Here is a 529-nt window from a genome sequence, read left to right on the forward strand (position 1 = left end):
GAGTAAGCAAAGTAGCCGTATTTCTGCTCGTGGAGTGCTGGAAGGTAAGTTCCTTGAGCTCAAACAGAAATTTGCCAAAGGTGAAATTCCAATGCCAACATTTTGGGGCGGCTTTAGAGTTAAACCGCAAAGCATTGAGTTTTGGCAAGGCGGTGAGCATCGTCTGCATGACCGTTTCCTATTCTCTCAACACGATGGCGAATGGGATATCGACCGTCTCGCGCCATAGGGCATCTTATTTAACGCCTAACAAAACACCGCCATTTAGGCGGTGTTTGTGTTTATAAAGATAAAGCGGCGTGGCGTTAGCGCTCTCCATTCAAAACAACAGAAAGCTGATGTTTAAGCAGCGTTTTGGGTACAACAGAGCCATAGCCTGCCTCCATTGCTTTATCGATCAGCTCGTTCTTACTATTCGCTTCAAACTTGTTTCTTAGACGTGCGACGTGCCCTTCTACCGTTTTTGTGGAGATGCCCATCACTTGAGAAATAAACTGAGGTTTTTTGCCGTAAAGCAGTAAAAATAGCG

2 protein-coding genes are annotated in these 529 nt (G+C 45.6%); one reads left to right on the forward strand and one right to left on the reverse strand.

Annotated features, from left to right (window positions below; genetic code table 11):
• A partial coding sequence (locus R7E78_RS30140) for a pyridoxine 5'-phosphate oxidase C-terminal domain-containing protein (protein WP_318059144.1) occupies positions 1-229 on the forward strand: 229 nt, incomplete at its 5' end.
• A gap of 76 nt (positions 230-305) precedes the next feature.
• Here the strand turns inward: R7E78_RS30140 and R7E78_RS30145 are convergent.
• A partial coding sequence (locus tag R7E78_RS30145) for a helix-turn-helix transcriptional regulator (RefSeq protein WP_318059145.1) occupies positions 306-529 on the reverse strand: 224 nt, incomplete at its 5' end.

It is taken from the genome of Vibrio sp. YT-19(2023) (assembly GCF_033337395.1).